The sequence below is a fragment of the Formosa bonchosmolovskayae genome, assembly GCF_051016085.1.
Lineage (GTDB): Bacteria > Bacteroidota > Bacteroidia > Flavobacteriales > Flavobacteriaceae > Formosa.
On record NZ_CP174605.1, the window covers coordinates 3,424,187 to 3,451,186 of the forward strand.

Sequence of the window (27,000 nt, forward strand, 5' to 3'; positions counted from 1 at the left end):
TTCTCCTTTAGTATATTTGCAAAAATTAAAATATCTTATGAATTCACTATTAAAATCGCTACGTATTATTGGCTTCTTAGAAGGAATTTCTTACATCCTTTTATTGGGTATTGCTGTACCTATAAAATATCTTTTTCACGATCCGCAGTATGTAAAACTTTTAGGAATGCCTCATGGTATATTATTTGTGGGCTATGTTGTATTAGCCATATTAGTTGGAATAGAATTAAAATGGAGTCTTAAAACTATAGCTCTTGTTTTATTAGCCTCCTTAGTCCCTTTCGGAACTTTTATTGCAGATTCTAAATATTTTAAACCCGCTTCATAAATGCGAAAATTCACACATTTTTTTTACGATTATTTTATACAACTCAATCTTTCCGAGAACTCTGCGACGTACTTAAATATGCTTGCTTTGTTGGTTTTATTGGTTTTGTTTATAATTATAGCAGATATTGTTGCCAGAAGAATTCTACTTCAAGCGTTTTCTACATTTGCAGCAAAATCTAAAACTAAGTTCGACGATTTATTAGTTAACCACCAGGTTCCTAAAAATGTTGCTCACGTTGTTCCTTTAATTATCGCTTTAAAATGCATACCAATTGTATTTGCTGACTTCTCTGCTTTTGAAAGCATTGTAGAATTACTCTTAAAATTATACTGTGTTGTATTGGTGCTTTGGATTATTAGAAGCATACTAAACACCTTAGAATCTTTTTTTAAAACACTTCCAAGACTTCGAGATAAACCTATAGATAGTTATATACAAGTTCTTATGCTATTTTTATGGTTAATTGGCGTTGGTTTAATTTTTGTAATGCTTACAGGAATTGATATCAAAACCTTTTTTACCACTTTGGGAGCGGCATCGGCCATTTTGTTATTAATTTTTAAAGATACCATTATGGGATTTGTAGCGAGTATACAAGTCGCTATTAACGATACAGTAAGAATTGGAGACTGGATAACGATGGAAAAATTTGGTGCGGATGGAACGGTTATTGAAATTAACTTAAATACACTTCAAGTTCAGAATTTTGATATGACCATCACTAATATTCCTACTTATGCTTTAATTACAGAATCTTTTAAAAATTGGAGAGGAATGAGTAATTCAGGTGGAAGACGAATTAAGCGCGCGCTTATTATTAAAGCAAAAAGTGTGCATTATTTAACTGATGAACAAATAAATGAATTGAAAAAAATTCAGCTACTAACAGATTATTTAACGCAACGACAAGACGATATTAACAGTTATAATACAAGTAACAACATTGACAAGTCTGTATTAATTAACGGCCGTAACATGACTAATTTGGGAGTATTCAGAAAATATATACAAAGTTATATTGAAAGTCATTCAGCTATTAATAAAGACATGACGATAATGACTAGACAATTAGCGCCTACGTCCCAAGGTTTACCCTTAGAAATTTATGCTTTTAGTAGCGATAAGCGATGGCAAAATTACGAGTATATCATGTCCGATATATTCGATCACAGTTTAGCTGCCATTCCTTATTTTGATTTAGAAATTTACGAGTTCTCCAATTATTCTCCAGAACAGGAATAATATAAGGTGAATTAAAATGACATATGATATAGTAATAAAAAAGTCGAGCGTAATGCTCGACTTTTTTCATGCTATTGTATTTGTAGTTGAAGTCTAATTTGCTTGTGCTTTAGCATCTTCAATCATTTCTTTATTTGCAGAAACACCAATCTCAACACGACGGTTTTTAGAACGGCCTTCTGAAGTGTTATTATCAAATCTAGGCTTTGTTTCTCCATACGCATTAACATCAAATCGATCGCCTGTTACCCCTTTACTTTGTAAATAAGTAACAACAGATTGTGCTCTTTTTTTAGACAACGTCATATTATAATCGTCGTTACCAGTATTATCTGTATGTCCTTCAACTAATAAGTTTGTGTCAGGAAATTCAATGAATACTTCGGCAATAGCATCTAAATTTTCTTTAGCCGCCGCTGTTAAATCTGCTTTATTGGTAGCGAAAGTAACACCACTCTTATCGTCAAAAACAATTTGAATACCTTCACCTACACGGTTTACTTCAGCTCCTGGTAAAGCTTCTTCAATTTTATCGGCTTGTTTATCCATTGTGTGACCAATAACTCCTCCGGCTGCACCACCAACAGCTGCTCCAATTAAAGCACCTGTAACGTTACCTCCAATAAGACCACCTATTAAAGCCCCTCCAGCAACACCAATTCCTGCTCCTTTTTGAGTATCGTTTGCATTTTTAATAGCGTCGCAACTCACAAATGTAAATGAAAACATTAGTGCTATAGCGAGTAATATACTTGTTGATTTTTTCATGTGTATTTGGTTTTTATAATAAATTATTACATTTCAATGCTGTCTGAAGTCTTGTTAAATGTTAAAATAACATCAAATGGATTCCCTTCATATTCAGACGGTACTTTAAGAATCATCATATTTTCACTAATTTCCTGAATCGTTCCGCGGTAACCAGATTTTACATTTTTAGCCTTAACATCGTCTCCTACGTATTTAAACTGAAACTGAGTAAATCCGTCTGCCGATTCTAAAAACGACCAATGAATAGTTTGTGTGTAGGCTTCGCAAATCGAACTGTTTACATTGGTAGAGAATTTACCTGATCCGTTATTAGGAATAAACACCCATTCTCCGCCTTTAAAACAAGAAGAGTCTGCTAAATCAAATAAAAATGCTTTGTAAAGTCCTTTATCTCCAACAAATTTAATATTAGAAACTTCCCATGTCCCTTTTAACATTTTCTTGCTTGGTTGCTTTGCAGCAGTAGATTTCGTTCCCGAGCATGACATCACGATAAGCGCTAAAGTCATGTAAATTAATTTTTTCATATTTAAAGTGGTTATTTATTAATTAATACTAATTTAATATTTTTAGTACAGAATTTTATAATTTTATTCAAAATTTAATGTAATTATTGATTACTCAATCGATCTTTAACAAACTCAATTTCTGTTTTACCGTGTGGTTTAGGCTTTCCATCTTCCCCTAAGTTTACCATGATAATATTATCGACATGAATAATAGCTTCTCTAGTCATTTTATTTCGCACTTCACAAAAAAGCGTTAACGATGTTTTTCCAAATTTTTCTACGCGTATACCTATTTCAACAATATCACCTTGCTTAGCAGAACTTAAAAAGTTTATCTCAGACATATACTTAGTCACCACCTTGCTGTTTTCTAATTGAATAATCGAATATAATGCAGCTTCTTCATCAATCCAGGCTAATAACTTACCTCCAAATAATGTTCCGTTAGCATTTAAATCTTCTGGTTTTACCCATTTTCTGGTATGAAATCTCATAAATAATATTTTTTTGGGTAAAGGTAAATTAATAATTGTTCATAACAAGGTTAACAAGTAATGGCGTTAATAAAAAATCCAAGTGGGATAATTAATAATTTTAAGAAAAATGTTTAAAATTATGACTACAAGACACAACACTATTACAGCTATGCGACCAGCCACATCTTATGGAACCCTTAGCGAAAACATGAGTAGTGACGAACGTTTTCAAAACGAAACATTACGGCCTGTTATTAAATTTCAAAAGGACCTTTTTATTGAAGTCTTAAGAAACTACATTACAAAACACAAAAGTATGTTCTATGATTTAAGCACACCAAAAAAGGTTATTTTCATAGAAAATGCCATTCAGAAAGACATTAAATTTAGAAACTCTATTAAGGGTATGATTATCGGCCAGTTTACCGTTGATGAATACTTGACTTATATTAAAAACTCCTCAGCACTCAATAAACGTATGATGAACATAGTAAAAGATCAACTTGTTAGCAATATTCAAATTTTAGATGCTCCACTAGCTAGTGCTGTTTAACACCTAATTATCTTTAATTATATGAGTGATTCTCCATTTATATTCGTGGTTAATACATCACTCATATAATTAAAATAAGGTCTAATGGTTTTAAAATCATTATTTACCTTTTTTAGAAAATCAGGATCTAAAACCTCTTGATCTGTGTACTTTTTAGAAAAGATAAATTGCTTCTTTCTAATGAGATCAATATCGGGATGATTTTTATCGAATCCTTTTGGAGCAGTTTTTAGCTCCTCGCCCTCTATATTTCCCCAAGTCGATTTAAATTTTTTGTCTCCCATAATATCTCTCATCTCTTGGGCATCGACTTCAAATTCTTTTCTTATTCTTAGTAAATCTTCTTTAGACGGATCCCAAAAACCAGTAGCTATAAAAGATTGATTATTAGGCTTAATTTGTAAATAATAACCACCTCTTAAACTTGGTTTAGCTCTGTGAATGGAGCCACCAAAATGTGTTTTGTATGGTGTTTTATTTTTAGAAAATCTAACGTCTCTATAAATTCTGAAGATTTTTACAGCATCGACATCATCGTGTGTTTTTAATAACGTAAATAGTGCATTATAAGCTTCCTTTATCTCTTTTTCTACAGCTCTAAATTCAGATTTATGCTCTTGAAACCATATTCTATCGTTATTTTGCTCTAATTCAGTTAAGTAATCAAGTACACGTTTAGAAATCATATCATACATTTTTGTGAGGCTAAAGATATAAAAAAGCCCTAGTAAACTAGGGCTATAGCAAATTAAACAAGCTACTTTTATTTTATTAAAGTATATACTTTAGATACAATTTCATTCGAATTTTTATCGAACTGTTGTACTATAAAGTTTCCTTTTTCGTCAAAATAACCAATTCCGGTTTTTCCATTATCGTTCATAACAAACTGAGTAGAATCGGCATCAGACTGTTCTACTTTTGTAGGTGTATTACTAGACGAATCGGTGATTAAAAATCCGTTTTCATGGATATCAAACTGACACATTTTGCCGTCCAATTCGTATTGCATAGATTTTCTATCAGATGTAAATGGTGTATTATTATTTACTCTAACAGTCTCAGTAACTTGAGCTGGTGTATCTACACGACTCTGATTAATCTTGTTTTTATCGCCTTCAGCGAGTTTAACATCCTGCTCCGTTCTTTTCTGATATTCTACTGTATTCTTTTTAATTTCACTCCCATTATTAATAGTTGTTATTACCTTTTTAGATTCGACAGTAACATCTTTCTTGGGATCGGTTTGGGCATTTACCGTATACATAAACAGTAATGCCACTACTATATAAATTGATTTCATAATTTTAATTTTTAAGATTATAAATAAATTTTAAGTCGCCGTATTTACTTCATAACACCTTTTAAAAGTGATAGTACAAAAAGTACTAAAAAAACGAAAAATAAAATTTTTGCAATTCCGGCCGACGCACCTGCAATGCCTCCAAATCCTAAAACTCCTGCGATAATTGCTATAATGATAAATGTGATAGTCCAACGTAACATAATTTTAATTTTTTAAATGATTAATATTATTTTACTGTAAAATTAAATGTTTTATACAGTGTAGGAGTTCTCTAACACTTTTTATATTGACTCTATACAAAGCGCCTTAAAAATGATAGCACCGTCTATTATTACTGTAATTTTATAAAAATGTAGTGTGGAGAAGAAATCTAATTACCACTAGAACTCGGTTGATTGTTGAAGAATGCATGCTAAAAAATAAGCTTAGCACATATTTATATTAGACGTATAAATTTACGTTGTCGTTTCATATTCGACAGCATTTAATACTAGTCCTGAAGCTGGAGCAATGTAGTCCATAACTTCTGTGCTTTCGGACTTTAGGCTTTCTTTAATATAATCTAAAGTAATCTCATTTTTACCTAGTTTAATAAGTGCCCCCATCATTAAACGAATTTGGTTTCGCATAAAACCTTTGCCTTTAACACGCAACATATAAGACTGCTCCGGAAAGAAGCTAGCCGTAAAAATTGTATTTTCAACCAATTCGCAAGTATCTATTTCACGATTAAAAACACCCGTTTCTGAAGGTTTATAGCAGTAAGTTTTAAAATTATGAGCGCCTTCAAAAAGTTTAGCTCCTAATTTCATTTTTTCGATATCCAGCGGATCTAAAATGGTGGTCATTAACGGCGCACAAAACGGATGGTATTTAGCACCATGAGCAAATACATAAACGTATTCTTTCATTTTAGACGCATTAATCACGTTAAAATCCTTATCGACTTCAGTAATGGACAATGCTCTTAAATCCTGAGGTAAGTTGTAATTAAAAAGTTCTAAAAAGGCAACTTCATCTTCAATTTTATCTTCTAAAAACAATTCAAAAGCACCTTGTTGCGCCGACACCATAGCATCTGTTCTTCCTGAACCCAAGGTTTTAAACGGTTTTCCATCCATGATATAACGCATGGTTTTATCAATCATAAGATGTACCGTTTTTAGCTTAGGCTGTTTTTGCCAGCCATGAAAACGATAACCTAAATACTGAATTTCGATAAGATAAAAATAACGTTTATTCAACTGAAAATGTTTTTATATAAGGACACGCAAGTAACCGATTTTAATAGACTTCTCAAAAAAATCACTACTTTTAACCTGATTAAATTTACAAATTATATTGATTTATGAGTAACGAAACTAAACTCCCTATTTGGTACTGGATTGTAACCGGATTTTATTTACTCTGGAATGCTTTGGGCGTGCAACAGTATTTCATACAAGCTAATAACACCGAAGCTTTTAGGTCGCAATATACCGAGGCCCAGTTACAAGAAATTGCACAAATGCCAACATGGGTTATGCGCGCATATGCGGTTGCAGTAATGTGCGGTTTTCTTGCCAGTATATTATTAATGGTTCGTAAACGTTTCGCATATCCTATGGCACTTACATCTTTAGTGGCCGTAATTGCCCAAATGGGGTATTTGTTTTATGTAGTAAAACCTGCGAGTGTAATTATGCCAATTTTAGTTTTAGTATTCGCAGTTGGCTTACTGTTCTTTTCTAAGTATTCTAAATCTAAAAATTGGCTGGTCTAATACCCAAATCAACATATATAAAAAAGGAGAATCTAGCGCGCTAGATTCTCCTTTTTTATGATTTCTATTTTTCTCTCCCTTTTAATACGTCGATAACATCTTTTATTTCGAAACCTTTGGCTTGGAGTAAAATTAAGTAATGAAATAACAAATCGGCGCTTTCGTTTAAGAACAAATTATCGTCGTTATCTTTTGCTTCAATAACCACTTCTACAGCTTCCTCTCCTACTTTCTGTGCAATTTTATTGATTCCTTTTTCAAACAACGAAGACACATACGATTTTGAAGCATCCGAATTTAATCGTCTGTCTTTAATCACTTCTTCTAAATGTGAGATAAATCCGTACGATTCTTCGTTTGGTTCTCCCCAACACGTATCTGTTCCTTTATGGCATGTTGGTCCTTTAGGAAGTACAGAAACTAATAATGTATCGTTATCGCAATCTAATTTAATATCAACTAAATTTAGGACATTTCCACTTTCTTCACCTTTAGTCCATAAACGATTTTTAGTTCTGCTAAAAAAAGTAACTAATTTAGTTGCTTTGGTTTTTTCTAGTGCTTCGGCATTCATATATCCTAACATCAACACTTGTTTTGTTGAAGCGTCTTGTACGATAGCTGGCACTAATCCGTCGTTATTTTTATTGAAATCTATATTCATTACTCTTATTTTGAATCGTAAAATATTACAATCTTACGGCTATATTATTATTCTTTAATTCGTCTTTTAATTCTGAAATAGGAATTTCGCCAAAGTGAAATACGCTAGCGGCAAGTGCGGCATCTGCCTTTCCATCCTTAAACGTATCTACAAAATGTTGCATGGTTCCTGCACCTCCTGAAGCAATAATTGGAATATTTAACATCCCCGACAATTTTGCTAAGGCCTCGTTTGCGAAACCGTTTTTAGTGCCATCATGATTCATCGAAGTGAATAAAATTTCACCAGCACCTAATGCTTCTACTTGCTTTGCCCATTCAAATAAATCGATATCGGTTGGAATGCTTCCTCCTGCCAAATGTACTTTCCATTGTCCGTCTACTTCTTTAGCGTCAATTGCCACAACCACACACTGACTTCCGAATTTTTCGGCCAATTCCTTAACTAATTCAGGGCGTTTTACAGCCGAAGAGTTAATAGACACTTTATCTGCCCCACACTGTAATAAAGCATCGACATGTTCTATTGAAGAAATACCGCCACCCACAGTAAATGGAATATTCACTTGTTCTGCAACATGCAATACCATATCTAAGGTTGTTCCTCTACCTTCTAAAGTTGCCGAGATATCTAAAAACACCAACTCGTCTGCACCTTTTAAAGCATATTGTTTTGCCAATTCTACCGGATCACCAGCATCAATTAAATCGACAAAATTTACACCTTTTACGGTTCTTCCATTTTTAATATCCAAACAAGGGATAATTCGTTTTGTAAGCATATTAATTTATTGAGAGTTTACAACCAGTTTTTCTAAATCCTTCATACTGATTTTGTTTTCATAAATCGCTTTACCGATAATCACACCTTCGCATCCTAATTCCTTTAATTTTGGTAATTCTTCTTTACAAGAAATTCCACCTGAAGCAATTAGTTTGATGTTTGGATTTTCGGCAATAATCTTTTTATATAAATCGAACGATGGGCCTTCTAGCATACCATCTTTAGAGATATCGGTACAAATAACATACTGAATACCTTTACTCATGTAGCCTTTTATAAACGGGGTAACTTCTAAACTACTTTCTTCCAACCAACCACTAATGGCCACTTTTTCGTTTTTAGTATCGGCACCTAAAATAATTTTCTGACTTCCGTATTTTTGAATCCAGCTTTCAAACATTTTACTGTCTTTTACAGCAATACTACCGCCAGTAATTTGTTTAGCTCCAGAACTAAAAGCAATATGTAAATCTTCGTTTGTTTTTAAACCACCTCCAAAATCAACTTTTAAGTTTGTTTTTGAAGCAATTTGGTCTAAAACCTTATAGTTTATAATTGTACTTGCTTTAGCACCATCTAAATCTACTAAGTGTAAATACTCTACCCCTGCATCTTCAAAACTCTTAGCTACTTCTAATGGATTTTCGTTATATATTTTCTTAGTATCGTAATCTCCTTTAGTTAAACGGACGCATTTTCCGTCTATAATATCTATGGCTGGTATAATTCTCATTAGTTACGTATTAATCAGTTTATGATTCTAGATTTAAAAAATTCTCAAGCAATTTAGCGCCTGCAATACTGCTTTTTTCTGGATGAAATTGCACACCATAAAAGTTGTTATGTTTTACGGCTGTTGTATAGTTTCCATTATAATTGGTTGTTGCAATGGCCTCTTTACAATCTTCTGCATAATAGCTATGCACTAAATACATATAAGATTCTTCAGGAATATCTTTAAATAAATCGGACTTTAAATTAGTAATGGTATTCCACCCCATTTGCGGTACTTTTACCGTATTGGAGAAACGTTTTACATCGACTTGAAAAATCCCTAATCCTTCCGTATTTCCTTCTTCAGTAGTTTTACACATTAATTGCATCCCTAAACAAATTCCTAAAACAGGTTGTGTTAACGTCGGAATTAATTTGTCTAACTTACTATTTTTAAGCATTTTTAAGGCGGAACTCGCCTCACCAACACCAGGAAAAATAACACGATCTGCTTTTCTAATCGTTTCAGGATCGTTAGACAAAACTGCATCTATGCCTAAACGCTTAAATGCAAACTGAATACTTTTAATATTCCCGGCACCATAATCTATAATTACAACAGATTGGGCCCCTTCTAACTTTCCTGAAGAGGAAGAATTCTCACTTGTTTGCTGTAAATTTTCTTTATTTAAACTCATATTCTATATTCTTTTCACTCCAACTAACACAAGAGTGTCTCTACCATAAGGGCAGATTAAGATGTGCTTTACAACATCCCTTTAGTTGATGGTAAAATCATTTTTTCCACATCGCGCTTTACTGCCATTTTAATTGCTTTTGCAAATGCCTTGAAAATAGCTTCAATTTTATGATGCTCGTTAGTCCCTTCTGCTTTTATGTTTAGATTACATTTAGCACCGTCGGTAAACGATTTAAAGAAATGATAAAACATTTCTGTTGGCATTTTACCAACCATTTCACGTTTAAAATCGGCTTCCCAAACCAACCAGTTTCTTCCTCCAAAATCGATACCAGCAGAAGCTAAACAATCGTCCATTGGTAAATAAAAACCGTAGCGTTCTATTCCTAATTTGTTTCCTAAAACGGTATTAAATAACTCACCTAAAGCAATAGCTGTATCTTCAATAGTATGATGTTCGTCTACTTCTAAATCACCATCCACTTTTATATTTAAATCTAATTGCCCATGACGTGCAATTTGATCTAGCATATGATCGAAAAATGCGATTCCTGTTTCAATATTACTTTTACCAGTTCCGTCTAAATTTAAATCAATTTTAATTTTGGTTTCGTTGGTATTTCGTTCTATGCTTCCTGTACGATCTTCAACCTTTAAATGTTTATAAATGGCTTCCCAATCGTTAGATTCTAAACTAATAAAATCATCTAAAGCCTCACGTTTCACAGTGATTTCATCTGTACCAAGATTTGTATTATCGTTAATAAAAATCCCTTTAGACCCTAAGTTTTTTGCTAATTCAATATCGGTTAAACGATCACCAATAACATACGAATTTTCTAAATCGTAAGCTTCAGAAAAATATTTAGTTAATAAGCCCGTATTAGGTTTACGTGTAGGCGCATTGTCTTTTGCGAAGGTTCTATCGATAAATTGCTCTTTAAATTCTACACCTTCATTTTTAAAGGCTTCAAGAATAAAATTATGAACAGGCCAGAATGAATCTTCAGGATATACGTCTGTTCCTAAACCATCTTGGTTTGTAATCATTACGATTTCATAGTCCAATTCTTTCGCAATTTTACTTAAATATTGAAAGACTTTAGGATAGAATTCTAACTTCTCGAAACTATCAATTTGTTCGTCGGCAGGTTCCCTAATAATCGTTCCATCACGATCTATAAATAGTACTTTTTGTTTCATTGTAACTTGGTAAGTGCGGTGATTAGCGTTTTATTTTCTGATGGTGTTCCAACGGTTAAACGTAAACAATTTTCGCATAACGGTTGCGTTGTTCGGTTACGAACTACAACACCTTCTTTTATTAATTGATTGTAGCGTTTAGTGGCGTCGTCTACTTTTACGAGTACGAAATTAGTATCTGACGGATATATTTTTTCGACATAAGCAATAGATTTTAATTCTGAAATTAAACGACTACGCTCAATTAAAATAGAATCAATTTCATCACTAATAACATCGGTTTGTTTTAACAATTCTACCGCTTTATTTTGCGTTAACACATTAATATTATACGGCGGTTTAATTGTATTTAAAACTTTTATAATTTCTTCTGAAGCATAACACAGTCCCAATCTTATTCCCGCCATACCATACGCTTTAGATAAAGTTTGGGTAATGACTAAGTTTGGAAATTCACTTAAGCGATCTAACCAACTGTCTTGATTAGAAAAATCGATGTAAGCTTCATCTATAACCACTATACCTTCAAATTTCTTTAATAAGGCTTCTACTTCGTGGTCTTTAAAACTGTTTCCTGACGGATTGTTAGGCGAACATAAAAACAATATTTTACTATTAGCATCGGCTACTTTTAAAATCTGGTCCCCTTCTGGTTGAAAATCTTCAGACAATAAAACCTTTCTTGTTTCTACAGCGTTTAAATTTGCCAATACCTCGTACATCCCGTAAGTAGGAGGTAAAATAATGATGTTATCTTTATTAGGTTCGCAAAATGCTCGCACCAATAAATCTAATACTTCGTCGCTTCCGTTACCTAATAAAATATTAGATTTTGAAACGTTTTTAATTTCAGATAAAATGTCCTTTACCGCGTTTTGTTGCGGATCAGGATAACGATTTACACCATTATTAAATGGATTCTCGTTTGCATCTATAAACACCATATTACTGGTTTCTTCTTGAAATTCATCTCTAGCAGAAGAATATGCTTTTAGTGCTTTTATGGAAGGTCTTAAAAGATCTTGTACAGTTGCCATTAGTTTTTATTTAAATCGTTTAATCGTAAAGTCACTGCATTTTTGTGTGCTTCTAACCCTTCGGCAGCAGCCATTTTTTCAATAATCGGACCTAAATCTAATAAACCTTTATCTGTTATTTTCTGAAATGTGATACTCTTTAAAAAACTATCTAAATTAACGCCAGAATATGCTTTACAAAATCCGTTTGTTGGTAATGTATGATTGGTTCCCGAAGCGTAATCTCCGGCACTTTCAGGTGTGTAATTCCCGATAAATACAGAACCTGCATTTCGAATTCCATTTACAAACAGGTCTTCGTTTTTAGAACATATAATAAAGTGTTCTGGTGCATATTCATTTATTAAATCTAAAGCAATCTCGTCGTTTTCGACTAAAATTAACTTAGAATTCGCGATGGCTTTCTTTGCAATATCGTGTCGTGGTAATTCTTCTATTTGGACATCTACGGCTTTTAATACATCGTCTATCATGGTTTTAGAAGTAGATACTAAAATCACCTGACTATCTGCCCCGTGTTCTGCTTGACTTAATAAATCTGAAGCCACAAAAGCCGGATTTGCACTATCGTCTGCAACCACTAACAATTCGCTTGGTCCTGCAGGCATATCGATAGCGACACCGTATTTAGTAGCCAATTGCTTAGCAACCGTTACAAACTGATTTCCTGGACCGAAAATTTTATAGACTTGAGGTATATTTTCCGTACCAAACGTTAAGCCAGCAATGGCTTGAATCCCTCCTACTTTAATAATTTTTGAAACCCCACATAAATCGGCAGTAAATAAAATTTCGTTTGCAATTTTACCTGAAGCATTTGGTGGCGAACATAAAACGATTTCACTACAACCTGCAATTTTTGCAGGAATAGCTAACATTAAAACGGTAGAAAACAAAGGCGCTGTTCCTCCTGGAATATATAAACCAATTTTATCTATTGCTCGTTTTTCTTGCCAGCAGTGCACTCCTGCCATAGTTTCAACTTCCACTTTAGAGGTTTTTTGAGCGGCATGAAAACGTTCAATATTTTTATAAGCTATCGTTATCGCATCTTTTAAATCTGCTGACACTTGACTTTTAGCAAATTCAATTTCATCCGAGCTCACTAAATTAGTATCTAAAGTCACGCCGTCGAAACGCTCAGTGTATTTTGCTATAGCTTTATCCCCATTCTGTTTAACATCATCAAAAATTTGAGTAACCGTATTTTCAATGTCATTTACAGTTTGCGTAGGACGTTGTAAAATGTCTGACCAATCTGCTTTATTGGGATTTTCAATAATTTTCATTGTATGTTCCTTTATTTATAAAACCATATTATCGATCGGACAAACTAGAATACCTTCTGCGCCATGTCCTTTAAGTTCGTCGATAATTTCCCAAAATTTATTTTTGTCGATTACAGTGTGAACAGAGCTCCATCCTTCTTGTGCTAAAGGTAATACTGTTGGGCTTTTCATACCCGGTAAAATGGCAATAATTTCGTCTAATTTATCATTCGGTGCGTTTAATAACACATATTTAGAACGACGTCCTTTTAAAACAGATTCTATTCTAAATTTTATGATGTTTAAAATGTCTGAATTGGCTTCAGAAATTAATGGTGAAGATGCTAAAACTGCTTCAGATTTTAATAAAACTTCAACTTCTTTTAATCCGTTTTTAAACAAGGTACTTCCACTAGACACAATATCTACAATGGCATCTGCTAACCCAATATTAGGAGCAATTTCTACAGAACCATTAATAATATGTAACTGAGCATTTACATTGTTTTTATCTAAGAATTGTTGTACCGTATTTGGGTAAGATGTTGCGATACGTTTCCCTTCCAAATCTTGCATACTAGCATACTTAGCCGATTTTGGAACAGCGATAGAAACCTTACAAGACGAAAATCCTAATTTTTGTACAATTTGGATGTCTCCACCTTTTTCAATTAAAACATTCTCACCAATAATAGCGGCATCTACAACACCATCTTTTAAATACTGAGGAATATCTCCGTTACGTAAATAAAACACCTCTAAAGGGAAATTTTTAGCCGATACTTTTAATTGATCTCTTCCATTATCTATAGAAATTCCTATGTCTTTAAGGATTTGCATAGATTCGTCGTAAAGTCGACCTGATTTTTGGACTGCAATTTTTAATTTACTCATTTTGTTGATTAATGTGGTTTGAGTAACATCATATGGAGAAAAATAAAAACCCCATCTGATTAACTCAAACGGGGTTTAAAAATATATTATTTTGAAAATTATTCAATACACTTTCAGCTCGTCTAAGTACAAGTATGAAAATGATGATGATGTAATTGAATAAAGTTCATGTTCTTTTTTTGTTATACACAAATATTCAAAAATTTAAAACACTTATGCAAGTTTTAAACTAAAAAATATTAATTAATTATTGATTTCCAAGTATAATCGGTAATCCGCTATCACCTGAACCAATTACAATGACTTTAGAATTTGGAGATTCAGATAATTTAACCGTAGCTTCAATTCCTTTATCTTGTAAAATCTTATCATTTAAAGACTCACTTAAAATTCTATTCGCATCAGCTTTACCTTGGGCTTCAATAATTTGCTTCTGAGCTTCTTTTTGAGCTGTAACTAATCTAAATTCATATTCTAAAGATTCTTGCTCTTGCTTTAATTTACGCTCGATAGCATCTTTAATTGTAGAAGGCAATGTTACATCTCTAACTAATATCTGATTTAATTGAATGTATTGATCAGCTACAATACTTTTTGTTTCATCAAAAATTTCTTGCTGAATCGCATCACGCTTACTAGAATATAATTGTTCTGGTGTATAACGTCCCACTACACTTCTCGCTGCCGAACGAATGGCAGGAAGTAAAATACGTTCTTTATACATTTCACTTTTTTCTTGGTGAAGTTTTCCTAAATTTTCGAATTGAGGTTGAAACCATGCTGAAGCCTCTAATTTAATATCTAATCCATTAGAAGATAACACATTCATTTTTTCGTAAATTTCTTGTTGTCTCACTTCGTAAATAAAGACTCTGTTCCATGGTGCAACAACATGAAAACCTTCCCCTAATGGAGGTTCATCTGTAACAACTCCATCATCAAATGTTCTATATAATACTCCAGCTTCCCCTGAGTTTATGGTGATAGCCGATTTTGAAATTAATATGATTACTGCTACGATAGCAACAAGAATAGGCAATGCAATTTTAGGTAATTTATCCATTATATTTTTATTAAGTTAATCCGTTATATTTTCTTAAAAACCACTCTAAAGATAAGCAGAAAACTATGATTCCTAGCACATATCTCCAATCAATTAAACCTTGAGTGGTCTTTGTGCTTTTTTGAATACTCGAATATTTTTTATTAGAAATTAATTCATTAAAAACAGAATCGTAACTATTTGAAAAATAAGATGTTCCGCTTGTTTTATTTGCTAATACATTTAACTTAGAAACATTCGCATTTAAAAACTGTTGTTCGACATTATATTCTAAAATTGTAAAACGTCCTGTTTTCGAAATATTTTCATTTGTAGCCCTTACAGTAAAGTCGTATGTCGCGGCTGGCAAATGACTTAAATCTACTTGATAATTGTTATTTTTAAGTACAAATGGTAATGCCGTTTCTTCGCCCGTTTCATTATTTTTTACTTGTATTTGAAGTGTTTCTCGTCCGTCAAATTCGTAGTTCTTATTAAAAAACTGCGCTTTTAAAACGACACTATTCACACCTTCGTAAAACGATTCGAAATCGACAATCAAACGTGTTTTTCGTTGAGTTGATGCCAAATACTGTACCAATTTCCCTATAAAATTATCGAATGTTTGAAACGACTTTTCGTTTATATAACTTTGCGCTCGCCACTGCCAGATATTTTCTCCCAACAATAGAGCTTCTCGCCTACCATTTGTCTCAAGGGTGGCTAATAGCGGTTCTTCGGTAGTTAAACTACCATACTTTTTAAAAAGTAATATTTCGGCAGGTGTAAAAAAAGAAATCTCTCCAAATGTAGATTGTAATGGAGGAAAAGATTCGAAGTCTAAATCGTCTACTATAAACGTTGAATAATTTGTATTGAAAACACCCTGATATATTTCCGTCTGCGGGGTAATATCGTGTTCGTACGCATTGGTCTGCTCATTAAGAAAAAACCAATCGGTTTGATTCCCTGCAATTATAAAGACATTCTTATTTTCTGTTTTAATTGCATCGAAAATAAACTTAAACTGATTATTAGGCTGATATAATATAACTAAATGAAAATCATTTAATTTAGATTTAATTTCGTTTGGCTTTAAAATTGAAACTTTACGTTGCTCATTACTCTCAATACTCTTTTTAAGCATTCCCAAATCAGGATGATAATAGGTAGAAACAATTGCAATATTCATGGTTTCATCGATCACTTCTACAGCAAAATTCTTTGTATTGTTTGCCTTATTTTTCTCTGTTTCTAGAGGCTGTAAATGCGCATTATAGGTCGACAATCCCACATGATTCGCAGGCAAGGTAAACTGTAAAACTTCAGAATTATTAGTACTATTAAATGTTATATGTTTTGTAAATACTGTTTGCTTTCCAGTAGTAACCGAAAATGTGGTGTTTACCGGTTCCTTTCCGTTGTAAACCAGAATAGTTTCAACTGGAAATTTATTCTTTAAATAGGCGTATTTATTTACATTAAGTTGTCTTATGCTTAAATCGACATACGTTGTGGTATCTCCCAAGATTATAGGATATACGGGCTGATTATACGATGAAAACTCATAATCGGAGCCAAAGGTTTGATTGCCATCCGTAATTAAAATGGTTGGCGCAACATCGTCCTTATATATATCTTGAAGTGCCTCTAATGCTGAAGATATATCGGTTTGTTTTTCGGTAAAAGATACAGAATCTGTAGCGTTCAAGGTGTTACCGAACGTATAATATTCAATATTAAATTTTTCGTTTAATGCTGCATGATCCCGAATAGACTGTATGGCTTGTTTAGCATTTTCGTCTTGTTTTAATTGAACTATAGAATTAGAATTATCTACAGCAACTAATAATTTTGGTTTTTCTGAAGTTAATTTAAGTTGTTCGAACTTAGGATTAATAAGCAGTAGTAAGACCGAAAAAATAGTGATAAACCTTAAAAAAGCGAAAAGCATGTACTGTTTAGACATGCTTTTCACTTTAAATTTATACTGAAATAAGGCTAACAATAGTGCTACAATTCCAGCGAGAATAATATATAATATGGTTTCTGTATACATATATTATGTTAACATTCCACCATCTACGTTTAACGTTTGTCCGGTAACATACGCACTCATATCACTAGCTAAAAAGACACAAACATTAGCCACATCGTCTGGAGTACCTCCTCTTTTTAAAGGAATTCCTGCTCTCCACCCTTTAACAGTAGCTTCGTCTAACTTTGCCGTCATTTCTGTTTCTATAAATCCTGGAGCAACAACGTTACTTCTAATATTTCTAGATCCTAATTCTAAAGCTACAGACTTAGAAAATCCAATAATTCCTGCTTTAGACGCCGCATAGTTGGTTTGTCCCGCATTACCTTTTACACCAACCACAGAACTCATATTAATAATAGAGCCTTTACGTTGTTTAAGCATGGTGCGTTGTACTGCTTTAGTCATATTGAAAACAGATTTCAAGTTTACTTCTATAACTTGATCGAAATCGTCTTCACTAATACGCATTAACAAATTGTCTTTTGTAATACCTGCGTTATTTACTAATATATCTATACTTCCAAATTCCTTTACTACATCGTCTGCTAAGGTTTGGGCTTCATCAAAATTAGCAGCATTACTTTGGTAACCTTTAGCTTTTATTCCTAGGCCATTTAACTCGGCTTCTAAAGCGTTTGCCGCTTCTACAGAAGAACTATAAGTAAAAGCTACATTTGCACCATGTTGTGCAAAAACCTGAGCTATTCCCTTACCAATTCCACGGCTTGCACCTGTAATAATAGCTGTTTTTCCTTCTAATAATTTCATGTATAATTAAATAAAATATTGAATTTCAAATATACTAATTCAAAGTCTGACCAAATAAAAAAACCTCACAAAAATTGTGAGGTTTTAAAATCTATATACCGTATTAATGCCAATTACATCTTTACATCGGTTGTCGTATCGTAATTAAATAAATAATCGACATCCATTTCTTTAATTTCTCCTAATTTACTTAAGGCTTTAAAATCGATATCTTTTTTATTACCTATAACCATGACATTGTAATTTTCGCCTTTAATATTTTTATTAAAGAAATCACGCAAATCACTCATTTGCATAGATTTGATTGTATTATACATCGCTTCTCTGTTATCGTTTTCTATACCTAACTTTTTCAAGTTTTCATAACTCCAGAATATACTCGCTTTTGTAATACGTTGCGCCGAAATTTTCTTTAACGCAGCATCTTTGGCCGCCTCAAATTGTTCTTCAGCTTCTGGCATATCACTCATTAATGTCATCATAGCCTCTACCGCTTGTTCCATTTTATTGGCTTGTGTACCTATATAAGCTTTTACGTAATTAGATTCCGTTTTTCTATTAGCCGTATCGTAATTAGAAAATGCTGAATACGCTAAAGACTTAGATTCTCTAATTTCCTGAAATACAATAGACGACAGTCCACTACCAAAATAAGCGTTAAAAAGTCCTGCTGCGGCAAGATTTTCTGCATCAAAAGGTTTTCCCTTGGCTAAAAACACCATTTCCGATTGAACCATATCATAGTTTACGAAATACACATTCCCTCCAGTTTCCTTTTCAACGTAAGTAGAAGCTTCAGGATAATCCTTTAAGGGCGATATTAATTGATGTTCCTTGTTTAATGCCGTTACAGCATGATCTAAATCTTTACCATAATAAAAAATGCGCTGTTTATAATCTTTTAAGCCTTTAACAATATCCACCAATTCTTGCGGATCTTGTGCCTTTAGCTCGGAAGCCTTAAGAACATTTCTTAATCGTGAATTCTCGCCATACTGACCATAATTAACTAACCCATTCCATAAAATATTACGTTTTTGAGTCTTACCGTTTTGTCTTCCTTTTAATATCTTATCTACATAACTTGCATAAGCTTCTGGATCTGACTTTGCATTACCCAATACATTTTCAAGTAATTCTAATCCTTTTGGTAAGTTTTCTCTTAAACCACTTAAACCAATATAAGTCACGTCACTCCCAGCACTTACATAATAGTTTATACCTAGCTTATAGAACTCTTTCTTAACATCTTCGGCCGATAAGCTATCGGTACCTAAGTATTCTAAAAACCCAACAGCTACACCTAATTTTTTATCGTTATCCGTTCCCATATCAAAAATGATATTTAGGTTGAATAAATCGTTAGTTTCATTCTCTATAAACGACACTTTAACACCTTTATCTAAAGCCGTTTCTTTTATAGCAGATTTATAATCTACAAATTTAGGCTCTAGAGCTTCCGCTTCTATATCCTGAAAATGATCTAAATATTTAGAGCTTTTGTCTCGGTTTAAATTAACCGGTGTAATTCCAGGGTTTTCAACTTTAACTACATTACTATCTTCACCTTTTCTTTTATATACAACCACATAATTGTCTTGGTAAAAACGATTCGCGAAATCTACTAACTCTTGTTTCGAAATTTTTCTTAATTCCTCTAAAAACTGAACTTTATCAGACCATTTTTCATGATGAATAAACGCATTAAAATAAGCTGAAGCTAAGGCTGTACTATTTTCGTATTGTTTTGTTTGCGTTAGTTTTAAGTCGTTTATGGTCGCTTCAAGCAACCACTCATCGAATTCTCCCTTTTTAAGCTTATCTATTTGGGCGAAGATTAAATCTTTAACATCGTCTAAACTTTGACCTTCTTTCGGACTTCCATAAAATTGTTGTAATCCGTAATCGTTTAAAAACATGGTATAACTTCCCGCTCTCTGTACCAATTGCTTCTGATTTAAATCTAAATCTATCAAACCAGCTTGGCCATTAGACAAAATCATATTTGCGAGCGTAACGAATTTCTCATCTTCAGACTTTATACCATTAGATCTATAACCTATCGCAATATTTTCTGCCGTTGGACCAAATACTTCTCTTACTTTAGGTGTTGTAATTGGTTCTTCGGTTGGAAGTGTAGGATGTACTACATCTTTCTTCTTTAATTTACCGAATGTATTGTTTACTTCTTGTATGGTTTTATCGAATTCTATATCTCCAACCAATACCATAGCCATATTATTTGGCACATAATACGTGTTGAAATAATTATTAATATCGACTAAAGACGGATTTTTTAAATGATCTGAAATACCAATTGTTTGTTGTTGTCCGTAGGGATGTTGTGGAAATAAACCATCTAACATGGCCGTATAGACTTTTCTACCATCGTCGTCTTGCGTTCGGTTGAATTCTTCGAAAACAGCTTCTAGTTCGGTGTGGAATAATCTTAAAACCAATTTACTAAAACGATCGCTCTCTAAAGTCAGCCATTTGTTTAACTCATTAGCAGGAATTTTGTTTTTATATACAGTTTCTTCAAACCAAGTATGTGCATTTGTTCCTGTGGCTCCCATACCGCTAACCATTTTATCGTACTCGTTAGCTACGGAATAGTTTGAAGCCTCTAAAGATACTTCGTCTATCTTTTTATAGATTTCTAATTTCTTAGCTTCGTCTTTTTCTGCACGATGTGCTTCGTATAAGTCGGAAATTTGTTTAATATATTCTTTTTCTTTTTCCCAATCTAAGGTTCCGATTTCGTCGGTTCCTTTAAAAAGCATGTGTTCTAAATAGTGAGCTAATCCTGTAGAATTACTAGGATCGTAATTAGAACCAGCACGCACAGCTATGTAGGTTTGAATTTTAGGCTCGTCTGTATTCTGACTTAAGTATACTTGTAATCCGTTTTCTAAAGTATATAAACGTAATCCTGTAGGATCGTTATTTACCACTTCATAAGAAAATCCATTTGCGTCTTTTTTCACTTCTGACTTCACTGTTTTGTTAGTATCATCGGTATTGTTTTGCTTGCATGCTATATTTAAAGTAGCAAGAAAACAAAGCATAACCATGAGTTTAATTGGTTTCATATTCATAATTTAAAAATTAAAAAATCCGTTAACAAATTACTGTTAACGGATTTAAAACTTATAATATTATATTTTTTTTAACAGTACGAATCTGCTAAAAATCTTTAGGTTTTAAGCTAATTGTGCTAAAACTTCAGCTACTTTTTTACCAATTTCTGCAGGAGAGTTCACCACGTGAATACCACATTCTTTCATAATTGCTTTTTTAGCTTGAGCAGTGTCATCACTACCACCAACAATAGCACCAGCATGTCCCATTGTACGTCCAGCAGGAGCAGTTTCTCCGGCGATAAAACCTACAACTGGTTTTTTACTTCCACTAGCTTTATACCAGTGAGCAGCATCTGCTTCTAACTGACCTCCAATTTCACCAATCATTACAACTGCTTCGGTTTCTGGATCATTAATTAAAAGTTCAACAGCTTCTTTAGTCGTTGTTCCAATAATTGGATCTCCTCCAATACCAATAGCTGTAGTAATTCCTAAACCTTGTTTTACAACTTGGTCTGCAGCTTCGTAAGTTAATGTACCTGATTTAGATACAATACCTACAGTACCTTTTTTAAATACAAAACCTGGCATAATACCAACTTTAGCTTCTTCTGGAGTAATTACACCTGGACAGTTTGGTCCGATTAGGCGACAATCTTTACCTTTAATATATGCAGCAGTTTTAATCATATCTGCTACAGGAATACCTTCTGTAATAGTTATAATAACTTTAATACCAGCATCGGCAGCTTCCATAATAGCATCGGCAGCAAAAGCTGGCGGTACAAAAATAATTGTAGTATCTGCACCTGCTTGATCTACAGCATCTTTTACTGTATTAAAAACGGGTCTATCTAAATGTGTCTGACCACCTTTCCCAGGAGTAACTCCTCCTACTACGTTTGTACCATATTCAATCATTTGTCCAGCGTGAAAAGTACCTTCACTACCAGTAAAACCTTGAACTATTATTTTCGAATCTTTATTTACTAAAACGCTCATTTTTGTTTGTTTTATTTATTTAAAAGCTTTACAAATGTAAAGTTTTAACAATTATCTTTTATATTTTTTTTCTACTTTATTTAAAAATATTGAGCTTAATCAAGCCCATGAAAAATTATTGATTCTCTTTTAATTTTTCAATTATTTTAGGAAGTTGTCTTAACATAGCAAATTCCTTTAATTTATTCCTAGATTCTTCTATAGGAGTTCCGAAATAAGTTTTACCACCGGCTACCGATTTGGTAACTCCAGTTTGTCCCATAATTACAGCCTTCGCTCCTATTCTAATCCCACTCGTTGTTCCTACTTGTCCCCAAATAGTCACTTCGTCTTCAATCACAACACATCCAGCAATTCCCACTTGAGATGCGATTAAACATTTTTTACCAATTACGGTATCGTGACCAACTTGTATCTGATTGTCTAATTTAGAACCTTCTCCAATTATAGTATCTCCAGTAACCCCTTTATCTATTGTACATAATGCACCAATATGCACATTATCCTTAATTACCACCCGTCCTCCAGATTTCAACTGGTCAAAACCTTCTGGTCTGTTTTTATAGTAAAAAGCTGAAGCACCTAAAACTGTTCCGGCATGAATAATAACATTATCACCAATTACCGCATCATCATAAATACTTACGTTTGAATGAATGATACAATTTTTACCAATAGTTACATTATGCCCAATAAAGCAATTAGGCTGAATAACAGTATGTTCTCCAACTGTAGCCGACTCCAACATGCTTTTATTCGCACTTTGAAACGGTTTAAAAAACTGCGTTAATGTATTAAAATCTCTAAATGGGTCGTCTGAAATTAATAACGCCTTCCCTTCTGGGCAATCTACTTCCTTGTTAATTAAAACAATGGTTGCGGCAGATTGTAATGCTTTATCGTAATATTTAGGATGGTCTACAAACACAATATCTCCTGTTTCTACCACATGAATTTCGTTCATGCCTAAAACAGGAAAATCGTCTGCTCCCACAAATTTACAACCAATAATGGTTGCTATTTGTTTTAAAGTATATGTTTGAGGAAATTTCAAGATCCTTACTCTTTAACGCGTTCTTTGTACGTTCCCTTGTCTGTTTCTACCTTAATCTTATCTCCTTCATTAATAAATAAAGGAACATTAATTATAGCTCCAGTTTCTACTGTTGCAGGCTTAGTGGCATTAGTTGCTGTATTTCCTTTAACACCCGGTTCTGTAGCTGTGATTTCTAAAATAACACTAGCTGGCATATCTACTGAAAGTGGCATACCATCTTCAGAATTTATTAAGATGGTAACAACTTCACCTTCTTTTAATAAATCAGGACTATCTAAAGCATTAACATTTAACATAATCTGATTGTAATCCTCTACATTCATAAAGTGATACAAATCCCCTTCTGGGTATAAATATTGAAATTTATGTGTTTCTACACGTACATCGTCTAATTTATGCCCTGCAGAAAAGGTGTTGTCTATAACTTTACCTGTTGTTACACTTTTTAATTTAGTTCTTACAAATGCTGGCCCTTTTCCTGGTTTTACGTGTAAAAATTCAATCACTTTAAAAATATCATGATTATATCTTATACATAATCCATTTCTAATATCTGATGTTGTTGCCATTCTATTTTTTTAGTTTGATTTAAAATATCCTTTCATAATACCGCGTTGCGAATCTCTTATAAATTGAAGAATTTCGTCACGCTCTGGAGTAGCTTCCCACTCTGCTTCTATAATTTCTACTGCTTGAGTATTATTATAATTTTTTTGATATAGTACACGATAAATATCTTGTACTTCTCTTATTTTTTCTGTTGTAAACCCTCTTCGTCTTAATCCTACAGAATTAATTCCCACGTAAGATAAAGGCTCTCGAGCCGCTTTAACAAACGGAGGTACATCTTTTCTTACTAAAGATCCTCCGGTTACAAAGGCATGGTTTCCTACCGAACAAAACTGATGCACAGCTGTCATTCCCGCTAAAACCACATAATCTCCAACAGTAATATGTCCTGCTAAGGTACTGTTGTTAGAAAATATACAATTCTTACCTACGATACAATCGTGAGCAATATGGCAATAGGCCATAATTAAACAATTATCACCGATAACTGTTTTCATTCTATCGGTTGTACCTCTATTGATAGTGACACATTCGCGAATGGTAACATTGTTACCGATTATAGTTAATGTGTCTTCGTCTTTATATTTAAGATCTTGAGGCACTCCTGATATAACTGATCCAGGGAAAATATTACAATTTTTCCCTATACGAGCACCTTCCATAATGGTAACATTACTTCCAATCCAAGTTCCTTCTCCAATGACTACATTATTATGTATTGTTGTAAACGGATCGATAACTACATTTTTTGCAATTTTCGCTCCAGGATGCACGTATGCTAATGGTTGATTCATGTGATGTTTTTTATTTTACTTTAGAAATTTGAGCCATTAATTCTGCTTCTGCACATAATTTTCCGTTGGCATAAGCATAACCTTGCATATGGCAAATTCCTCTACGAATTGGAGTAATTAAATCACATTTAAAAATTAAAGTATCTCCTGGTACTACCTTTTGTTTGAATTTTACTTTATCAATTTTCATGAAAAATGTAAGGTAATTTTCTGGATCTGGAACCGTACTTAAAACCATAATACCACCTGTTTGAGCCATGGCTTCAACAATTAATACACCTGGCATTACGGGAGCTCCTGGAAAGTGACCGGCAAAGAAAGGTTCGTTCATCGTTACGTTTTTCATACCGATAACTCCTGTTGCCGAAAGTTCAAAAATTTTGTCAATGAGTAAGAATGGTTGTCTGTGAGGCAACATATCCATAATCTGATTAACATCCATTAATGGTTCCTGAGACAAATCTACGTAAGGCACATTGTTGCGTCTTTCGTTTTTAATAATTTTAGACATTTTTTTAGCAAACTGCGTGTTTACAAAATGTCCTGGTTTATTAGCAATTACCTTACCTCTTATTCGCGTACCAATTAACGCTAAATCGCCAATAACGTCTAATAATTTATGTCTTGCTGCTTCGTTTGGATGATGCAACGTTAAGTTATCAAGAATTCCATTTGGTTTAACGGTAATAGAATCCTTTTTAAAAGCAACTTTTAATTTTTCCATAGTCTCTGGAGATAATTCTTTATCTACATAAACTATAGCATTATTTAAATCGCCTCCTTTTATTAATCCATGCTCTAAAAGCATTTCTATTTCGTGTAAAAAACTAAATGTTCTTGAGTCTGAAATGGTGTCTTTAAAATCTGAAATCTGATTTAAAGTTGCATTTTGAGTTCCTAAAACTTTGGTTCCAAAATCGACCATAGTCGTAATTTGGTATTCTTTAGCTGGCATAAAAAGAATTTCGCTACCTGTTTCTTCATTTACAAAAGAGATAACATCTGTAATTACATATTCTTCTCTAAACGCTTCTTGTTCTATAATTATAGCTTTTTCTAAAGCTTCAACAAAAAACTTAGAAGAACCATCCATAATAGGAGGCTCTGCGGCACTTAGCTCTATTAAAACATTATCGATATCTAAACCTACTAAAGCGGCTAAAACATGCTCGCAAGTCTGGATAATGACTCCATTTTTTTCTAAACATGTACCACGTTCAGTATTTGTTACATAGGTCGCATCTGCTTCAATTACCGGCGTTCCTTCTAAATCCATACGTTTAAAAGCAAAACCGAAATTTTCTGGAGCAGGCTTAAAAGTTAAGGAAACATTATTACCTGTATGTAATCCAACACCATTTAATGAGACACTATTTTTAATGGTTTTTTGTCTGATTTCTGTAGTAACTATTGCCATTATTTTTTTTCTATTTCGTTTAATTGTTTAACTATTTTCGGTAAATTTTTAAAGTGTACATACGACTTACTAAAATCTCCAATTGCAAAAGCTGGTGATCCTTGTAAAATTTCACCATCCTTAATACTTTTATTTATTCCTGATTGCGCCTGTATTTTTACATTATTACCAATAGTAATATGTCCAACAATCCCAACTTGTCCACCAATTTGGCAGTTCTCGCCAATTTTAGTAGACCCTGCAATTCCGGTTTGAGCGGCTATAACTGTGTTTCTTCCAACTTCAACGTTATGTGCAATCTGTATTTGATTGTCTAATTTCACACCACTTCTAATAATTGTAGATCCTAAAGTTGCTCTATCTATAGATGTACCCGCTCCAATATCTACAAAATCTTCTAAAATCACATTTCCTATTTGTGGCACTTTATCGTATTCTCCAGATACATTTGGTGCAAAACCAAAACCATCGGCACCGATAACACAACCCGAATTAATAACACAATTGTTACCAATAACGGTTTCTGAATAAATTTTAGCTCCCGAAAAAAGGACTGTATTGTTTCCAATACTTACATTATCACCAATGTAGGCATTTGGATATATCTTTACGTTATCTCCTATTTTTACATGTTCTCCTATATAAGCAAATGCACCTATATAAATATTATCGCCATGTTTAGAAGATTCAGCGATAAATGAAGGGGTTTCAATCCCAACTTTATTCATCTTTGCCGAATTATAAAACTCTAATAATTTTGAAAATGCTTTATACGCATCACTCACTTTTATAAGCGTTGTATTAATATCATGTTCTGGCTGAAATGTATTATTTACAATAGTTATGGATGCTTTTGTAGTATATATATAATGTGTGTATTTAGGGTTCGCCAAAAAAGTTAAGGCCCCTTCTATACCTTCTTCAATTTTAGATAAGGTTGAAACTTCTGTGTCAGGATTACCAACAACTTCTCCTTCTAAAATCCCTGCTATTTGTTCTGCTGTAAATTTCAT

29 protein-coding genes are annotated in these 27,000 nt (G+C 33.2%); 4 read left to right on the top strand and 25 right to left on the bottom strand.

The window, feature by feature from the left end; genetic code table 11:
- Positions 1–37 precede the first annotated feature (37 nt).
- Positions 38–328, top strand: a complete 291-nt coding sequence (locus tag ACKC83_RS14695; RefSeq protein WP_414034593.1) for a DUF3817 domain-containing protein — start codon at positions 38–40, stop codon at positions 326–328.
- Positions 329–1,573 (top strand): mechanosensitive ion channel family protein, encoded by a 1,245-nt coding sequence (locus ACKC83_RS14700; protein ID WP_434036098.1) that lies wholly within the window; start codon positions 329–331, stop codon positions 1,571–1,573.
- A 93-nt stretch (positions 1,574–1,666) separates the two neighbouring features.
- Here the strand turns inward: ACKC83_RS14700 and ACKC83_RS14705 are convergent, their stop codons facing one another.
- The 3 genes from ACKC83_RS14705 to ACKC83_RS14715 form a co-directional block, all read right to left on the bottom strand.
- A complete protein-coding gene (locus ACKC83_RS14705; protein WP_414034595.1) occupies positions 1,667–2,341 on the bottom strand; it encodes an OmpA family protein in 675 nt (224 codons plus the stop codon).
- A 26-nt stretch (positions 2,342–2,367) separates the two neighbouring features.
- Positions 2,368–2,871 carry a hypothetical protein gene (locus ACKC83_RS14710; RefSeq protein ID WP_434036099.1) on the bottom strand — a complete coding sequence of 168 codons (504 nt, stop codon included), beginning with the start codon at positions 2,869–2,871 and terminating at the stop codon, positions 2,368–2,370.
- 83 nt (positions 2,872–2,954) lie between these two features.
- A complete protein-coding gene (locus ACKC83_RS14715) occupies positions 2,955–3,347 on the bottom strand; it encodes an acyl-CoA thioesterase (RefSeq protein WP_414034597.1) in 393 nt (130 codons plus the stop codon).
- A gap of 121 nt (positions 3,348–3,468) precedes the next feature.
- Between ACKC83_RS14715 and ACKC83_RS14720 the strand changes: the two genes are divergently transcribed.
- Positions 3,469–3,882, top strand: a complete 414-nt coding sequence (locus ACKC83_RS14720) for a glyoxalase (protein WP_414034598.1) — start codon at positions 3,469–3,471, stop codon at positions 3,880–3,882.
- Between the two features lie 17 nt (positions 3,883–3,899).
- Here ACKC83_RS14720 and ACKC83_RS14725 read toward each other — a convergent pair whose 3' ends face one another.
- The 4 genes from ACKC83_RS14725 to ACKC83_RS14740 form a co-directional block, all read right to left on the bottom strand.
- On the bottom strand, positions 3,900–4,568 hold the full coding sequence (locus ACKC83_RS14725; protein WP_434036100.1) for a DUF2461 domain-containing protein: 669 nt from the start codon (positions 4,566–4,568) through the stop codon (positions 3,900–3,902).
- A 77-nt stretch (positions 4,569–4,645) separates the two neighbouring features.
- Complete coding sequence (locus ACKC83_RS14730; protein WP_434036101.1) at positions 4,646–5,185, bottom strand: hypothetical protein; 540 nt, start codon at positions 5,183–5,185, stop codon at positions 4,646–4,648.
- A 44-nt stretch (positions 5,186–5,229) separates the two neighbouring features.
- Entirely contained in the window at positions 5,230–5,388 is a 159-nt protein-coding gene (locus tag ACKC83_RS14735) for a DUF1328 family protein (protein WP_382382945.1), read from the bottom strand.
- Positions 5,389–5,643: 255 nt separating this feature from the next.
- A complete protein-coding gene (locus ACKC83_RS14740; protein ID WP_434036102.1) occupies positions 5,644–6,432 on the bottom strand; it encodes a tRNA pseudouridine synthase A in 789 nt (262 codons plus the stop codon).
- A gap of 104 nt (positions 6,433–6,536) precedes the next feature.
- On the opposite strand from ACKC83_RS14740, the gene ACKC83_RS14745 reads away from it, so the two are divergent.
- Positions 6,537–6,950 carry a hypothetical protein gene (locus tag ACKC83_RS14745; protein WP_434036103.1) on the top strand — a complete coding sequence of 138 codons (414 nt, stop codon included), beginning with the start codon at positions 6,537–6,539 and terminating at the stop codon, positions 6,948–6,950.
- Positions 6,951–7,014: 64 nt separating this feature from the next.
- On the opposite strand, the gene hisIE is transcribed toward ACKC83_RS14745, so the two are convergent.
- From hisIE to lpxD, 18 genes are all read right to left on the bottom strand, one after another.
- Positions 7,015–7,614: a bifunctional phosphoribosyl-AMP cyclohydrolase/phosphoribosyl-ATP diphosphatase HisIE gene (gene hisIE / locus ACKC83_RS14750; RefSeq protein ID WP_434036104.1), complete on the bottom strand. Its 600-nt coding sequence runs from the start codon at positions 7,612–7,614 to the stop codon at positions 7,015–7,017.
- Between the two features lie 25 nt (positions 7,615–7,639).
- The gene (hisF, locus tag ACKC83_RS14755) at positions 7,640–8,395 is read right to left on the bottom strand and encodes an imidazole glycerol phosphate synthase subunit HisF (protein ID WP_434036105.1); all 756 of its coding nucleotides are present in this window, start codon (positions 8,393–8,395) and stop codon (positions 7,640–7,642) included.
- A gap of 6 nt (positions 8,396–8,401) precedes the next feature.
- Positions 8,402–9,130, bottom strand: coding sequence for a 1-(5-phosphoribosyl)-5-[(5-phosphoribosylamino)methylideneamino]imidazole-4-carboxamide isomerase (gene hisA, locus ACKC83_RS14760; RefSeq protein WP_434036106.1), 729 nt, complete (start codon positions 9,128–9,130; stop codon positions 8,402–8,404).
- 19 nt (positions 9,131–9,149) lie between these two features.
- Positions 9,150–9,809 (bottom strand): imidazole glycerol phosphate synthase subunit HisH, encoded by a 660-nt coding sequence (hisH, locus tag ACKC83_RS14765; protein WP_434036107.1) that lies wholly within the window; start codon positions 9,807–9,809, stop codon positions 9,150–9,152.
- 68 nt (positions 9,810–9,877) lie between these two features.
- On the bottom strand, positions 9,878–11,014 hold the full coding sequence (gene hisB, locus ACKC83_RS14770) for a bifunctional histidinol-phosphatase/imidazoleglycerol-phosphate dehydratase HisB (RefSeq protein ID WP_434036108.1): 1,137 nt from the start codon (positions 11,012–11,014) through the stop codon (positions 9,878–9,880).
- The gene (gene hisC, locus ACKC83_RS14775) at positions 11,011–12,051 is read right to left on the bottom strand and encodes a histidinol-phosphate transaminase (protein WP_414034608.1); all 1,041 of its coding nucleotides are present in this window, start codon (positions 12,049–12,051) and stop codon (positions 11,011–11,013) included. The genes hisB and hisC overlap by 4 nt, the downstream gene beginning before the upstream one ends.
- The gene (gene hisD, locus ACKC83_RS14780) at positions 12,051–13,340 is read right to left on the bottom strand and encodes a histidinol dehydrogenase (protein ID WP_434036109.1); all 1,290 of its coding nucleotides are present in this window, start codon (positions 13,338–13,340) and stop codon (positions 12,051–12,053) included. The genes hisC and hisD overlap by 1 nt, the downstream gene beginning before the upstream one ends.
- A gap of 15 nt (positions 13,341–13,355) precedes the next feature.
- Positions 13,356–14,213: an ATP phosphoribosyltransferase gene (gene hisG / locus ACKC83_RS14785; RefSeq protein ID WP_434036110.1), complete on the bottom strand. Its 858-nt coding sequence runs from the start codon at positions 14,211–14,213 to the stop codon at positions 13,356–13,358.
- 247 nt (positions 14,214–14,460) lie between these two features.
- A complete protein-coding gene (locus tag ACKC83_RS14790) occupies positions 14,461–15,276 on the bottom strand; it encodes a prohibitin family protein (RefSeq protein WP_038529190.1) in 816 nt (271 codons plus the stop codon).
- Positions 15,277–15,286: 10 nt separating this feature from the next.
- Entirely contained in the window at positions 15,287–17,314 is a 2,028-nt protein-coding gene (locus ACKC83_RS14795; RefSeq protein ID WP_434036111.1) for a VWA domain-containing protein, read from the bottom strand.
- Between the two features lie 3 nt (positions 17,315–17,317).
- Complete coding sequence (gene fabG, locus ACKC83_RS14800; protein WP_414034611.1) at positions 17,318–18,064, bottom strand: 3-oxoacyl-[acyl-carrier-protein] reductase; 747 nt, start codon at positions 18,062–18,064, stop codon at positions 17,318–17,320.
- Positions 18,065–18,177: 113 nt separating this feature from the next.
- On the bottom strand, positions 18,178–21,156 hold the full coding sequence (locus ACKC83_RS14805) for a M16 family metallopeptidase (protein ID WP_434036112.1): 2,979 nt from the start codon (positions 21,154–21,156) through the stop codon (positions 18,178–18,180).
- 111 nt (positions 21,157–21,267) lie between these two features.
- Positions 21,268–22,149 (bottom strand): succinate--CoA ligase subunit alpha, encoded by an 882-nt coding sequence (gene sucD / locus ACKC83_RS14810; RefSeq protein WP_414034613.1) that lies wholly within the window; start codon positions 22,147–22,149, stop codon positions 21,268–21,270.
- A gap of 115 nt (positions 22,150–22,264) precedes the next feature.
- Positions 22,265–23,203: a UDP-3-O-(3-hydroxymyristoyl)glucosamine N-acyltransferase gene (locus tag ACKC83_RS14815; protein ID WP_434036113.1), complete on the bottom strand. Its 939-nt coding sequence runs from the start codon at positions 23,201–23,203 to the stop codon at positions 22,265–22,267.
- Between the two features lie 5 nt (positions 23,204–23,208).
- Positions 23,209–23,775, bottom strand: a complete 567-nt coding sequence (gene efp, locus ACKC83_RS14820; protein WP_414034615.1) for an elongation factor P — start codon at positions 23,773–23,775, stop codon at positions 23,209–23,211.
- Positions 23,776–23,784: 9 nt separating this feature from the next.
- Positions 23,785–24,570: an acyl-ACP--UDP-N-acetylglucosamine O-acyltransferase gene (gene lpxA, locus ACKC83_RS14825; RefSeq protein WP_414034616.1), complete on the bottom strand. Its 786-nt coding sequence runs from the start codon at positions 24,568–24,570 to the stop codon at positions 23,785–23,787.
- Between the two features lie 10 nt (positions 24,571–24,580).
- A complete protein-coding gene (locus ACKC83_RS14830) occupies positions 24,581–25,987 on the bottom strand; it encodes a bifunctional UDP-3-O-[3-hydroxymyristoyl] N-acetylglucosamine deacetylase/3-hydroxyacyl-ACP dehydratase (RefSeq protein ID WP_414034617.1) in 1,407 nt (468 codons plus the stop codon).
- Positions 25,987–27,000 (bottom strand): UDP-3-O-(3-hydroxymyristoyl)glucosamine N-acyltransferase, encoded by a 1,014-nt coding sequence (gene lpxD, locus ACKC83_RS14835; protein WP_434036114.1) that lies wholly within the window; start codon positions 26,998–27,000, stop codon positions 25,987–25,989. Before lpxD ends, ACKC83_RS14830 begins: the two co-directional genes overlap by 1 nt.